This is a genomic window from Archangium sp. (assembly GCF_036388035.1).
Lineage (GTDB): Bacteria > Myxococcota > Myxococcia > Myxococcales > Myxococcaceae > Archangium.
Genome location: NZ_DASVSO010000529.1, coordinates 1 through 3,497, shown reverse-complemented (window position 1 = coordinate 3,497; position 3,497 = coordinate 1). Strand labels below are relative to the sequence as shown.

Genomic DNA, 3,497 nt, shown 5'->3' with positions numbered 1-3,497 from the left:
CTCTGAGCCAGGGCCGTTGGACGGCTCCCGGACCCTCTTACGGGAGGGTTTCCGGGGAAGGCGTCACCGCCTGGCACTGGCCCTCCACCAGCTCGACCTCCGGTGGGGAGATGAAGACGCAGATGGAGACGATGCCGCACTGCCGGTTGAACCGCCCCTCGCGCCTCTCGAGCCGCTCGAGCGCCCTCAGGAGCTCCTGCTCGGGAGTCGTGGCCGCGCAGTAGACGACGTAGTCCCTCGGCCCGCCGCAGGCCCTGACGCCCACGGGCGCGGTGCGGCACTGGCTGACGTTCGGACAGTCGGTCCTGACGAGCGCCCGCGCCTCGGCCTCGAGTTCTTGGATCTCCGTTGGATCACAGAGCTGCTCATCGGCCTGCGAGCTTCGCTCGGCCGAGGCCTCCTCCTGTGGTGCTCGCGCTTCCCGCTGTTCGAACGCGGTGGCCTCCCGCGCGGCGATACCCACGCAGACACCGCCCCAGAGCAGCAACCCCACGCCCGCCTTCATCCATGTCCTGGCCATCGTGTCCCCCCTCGTGACATCACAGACGACGCCCGCAGGGTGCGCACCGGTCCATGGCGGTACAATGAGGGGCCTTCCGCCCGACGACCGCCTGGCAGGAGGGCTGCCCCCGGGCAGGCTGCGCGCGAGGAAAGGACGCTCCATGTCGAAGGATTTCTTGAAGGACGCGGTATGCCTGGTAACGGGTGGAGCCCAGGGCATCGGCTGGGCGACGGCGCGTCGACTCGCCGAGGCCGGTGGCACGGTCCACGTGTGCGACATCTCCGAGGAGCACCTGCGGACGGCGCGTGAGCAGGCCGCGCGACTCCTCACACCCGAGCGCTTCCGCTTCACCCGCTGTGACGTCTCGGATCGGGGCCAGGTGGAGGCATGGTGCGCGGGCATCCTGAAGGAAGCGGGCCGCATCGACGTGCTCGTCAACAACGCCGCCTTCGTGCGGTGGCAGGACGTGGTGGACATGTCCGTGGAGGACGTGGAGCGGACGATGGCGGTGGGCTTCAACGCCCTCGTCTACACCACCAAGGCCGTGCTGCCCTCCATGCTGGCGCGCGGGTCCGGCCACATCGTCAACATGGGCTCCTCCGCGGGGCGCGTCTTCGCGGGCAGCTCGTCCGCCGCGTACTCGGCGATGAAGGCGGCGGTGGGCGGGTACACGCAGACACTCCAGGCGGAGCTGGCCCACACGCCCGTGCACGTCATGCTCGTGCGTCCCGGGACGGTGGCGGGCACGGACTTCTTTGGCAAGCATGTACCTTCCGCGCGCATGCCGCGGCTGGCGGACTTCGTTCCGCCGCTCGCTCCCGAGGAGCTTGCCCAGGCCCTCGTCGAGGGCCTCGAGCACCGGACGCTCGTCCTGGACAGGCCGCGCTCACTGGGCTCCATGTACCTCCTCTTCGATCTCGCGCCGGGGGCCATGCGCTGGCTCTTGCGCCAGGGCGGGAGTGCTCGGAGCGACTTCAGCAAGGCGCCGGGCCGCGACTCCTGACGGAGTGAGCGCTCAACCGAGGGGGCGCGGGCGTGTGGGGTGAGCCTGGACAATCCCAGCCATCATGGGTGTTGCTCTCTCTGTACAAAGATTCGACAGGAAACGTCGCTCTTCGCAGACAAAGGTTTCACAGACAAGACCGCGCTCGTCAGGGAGAGGCTCAACCCCCTCCCTGGCGGAGTCTCCAGGGGCCTTGCGGGCAGGCAGTCCCTCGCATGCTCCCTGGAGGAATCCCCGTGGCTTGCCTTGTTCATGGCGGCACAACCGACCTCCCGCTGGGGGCGCTTCGGCAATGCAGGCAGTCCCGACCTGCATCGCCCACGACCAGCGAAACCCGGTCCGTCCATCGCCATGCCATCCTCTCCTAGCTCCCGAGCCCCGCTGGCCCGATCGACGCTCCTCAAGATGGGCGTACGCATCGGGGTCATCATTGCCCTGTCCACCCTCGCCAGCTACCTGCACATGCTCCAAACCCTGCGCACCGAGGCCCTCGCGCAGTTGCAGCAGCATGTCTCGGAGCGCAGCGAGCGCGAGCAGTCCATCTTCGTGTTGGCGGAAGACAACCATGCGGCCTTCAACAAGGCCGTGGTGGAGAGGATCCAAGCCCTCCAACGTGAGGATGTGAGCGGCCGCTTCGACAGCCTCTTCGTGCGGACGCCCAATGGCACGGTCCGCAACCGACCCGAGGGTTTCGACGGCACGAAGATGGTGGGCGTCTTCGTCCCTCCGCATGTGAACCTCGATGCCGAGCTCCGTACCCGGATCCTGGCCCTCTACGACGTGATCACCTGGTACGGGCCCGCCTTCCATGTCCGCTTCCAGGCGACCTACGTGAGCACGCCGGAAGGGGCTGTCGTGGAGTACTGGCCGGAGTACCCCACCTGGGCCCAGGATCTCGCGCCGGACTTCGCGTTGGCGGAAACCGAGTACTTCCGACTCGGCCTGCCCGAGAACAACCCGCGCAGGCAGACCGCCTGGACCGGCATCTTCGAGGATTCCATCTCCAAGGTGTGGATGGTCTCGGTCTCCACACCGTTGGACCTGGACGGCCGCCATATCGCGACGGTCAGCCACGATGTCCACCTCAACGAGTTGATGTCCCGCACCATCAACGACCACCTGCCCGGTGCCGAAAACATCCTCTTCCGGGAAGATGGTCAGCTCATCGCCCATCCCAAGCTGAAGCTGGAGAGCGCCACCGAGGCCTACAACATCCTGCGCGGCGCCGAGCACCCCGACGTCGCGGCCAGGCTCCTCGGCTCCCAGGAGAACGCGGCCCACCTGCGGAGCATCTTCGAGCGGCTGAAGGGCCACGAGCCCAGTCAGGGCATCCTGGCGCTCCCGGAGCACGGCGAGTACGTCGCCGTGACGCGGCTCCGGGGCCCCGGCTGGTACCTCGCCACGGTGTTGCCCGAGAGCATGGTGTCCCAGCCCGCCTTCCTCGCGGCGCGCTACGTCCTGTTGCTCGGCATCCTGTCGCTGCTGCTGGAGCTGGTCATCATGTACTGGGTGCTCCGACAGCAGATCACCCGTCCGCTGCTGTCCTTGATCCAGGCCACCGACAAGGTGGCGGCCGGGGATTTCCAGGTCGGGCTGAACACCTCACGCAAGGACGAGCTGGGGCAACTGGCCCGCTCCTTCCAGCTCATGGCCGACGAGGTCCATCGGCGCGAGGAGGCCCTGCGACAGGCCAATGAAGGGTTGGAGCAGCGGGTCGAGGAGCGCACCCGCGAGCTCAAGGACATCCATGGGCAGCTCGTCAAGACGGCCCGGCAGGCCGGCATGGCGGAGATCGCCACCAACGTGCTGCACAACGTGGGCAACGTGCTCAACAGCGTCTACACCTCCGCTCAGGTCGCCAAGGAGCGCGTGACGGGCATGCGTCTGGAGCACGTGGGCCGCGTGGCCAACATGCTCCAGGAGCGCCAGGGTGACCTGCCCACCTTCCTCTCCCAGGACGAGCGCGGTCGCCACCTCATGCCCTTCCTCAAC

General features: G+C 67.7%; 3 protein-coding genes. 2 read left to right on the top strand and 1 reads right to left on the bottom strand.

Annotation, left to right across the window (positions count from 1 at the left end; all coding sequences use genetic code 11):
* Positions 1-37 precede the first annotated feature (37 nt).
* Positions 38-520 (bottom strand): hypothetical protein, encoded by a 483-nt coding sequence (locus VF697_RS21340; RefSeq protein WP_331097798.1) that lies wholly within the window; start codon positions 518-520, stop codon positions 38-40.
* Positions 521-662: 142 nt separating this feature from the next.
* Between VF697_RS21340 and VF697_RS21335 the strand changes: the two genes are divergently transcribed.
* Complete coding sequence (locus tag VF697_RS21335; RefSeq protein WP_331097796.1) at positions 663-1,505, top strand: SDR family oxidoreductase; 843 nt, start codon at positions 663-665, stop codon at positions 1,503-1,505.
* 405 nt (positions 1,506-1,910) lie between these two features.
* Positions 1,911-3,497, top strand: a 1,587-nt coding sequence (locus tag VF697_RS21330) for a HAMP domain-containing protein (RefSeq protein WP_331097794.1), incomplete at its 3' end; no start/stop codon positions are given.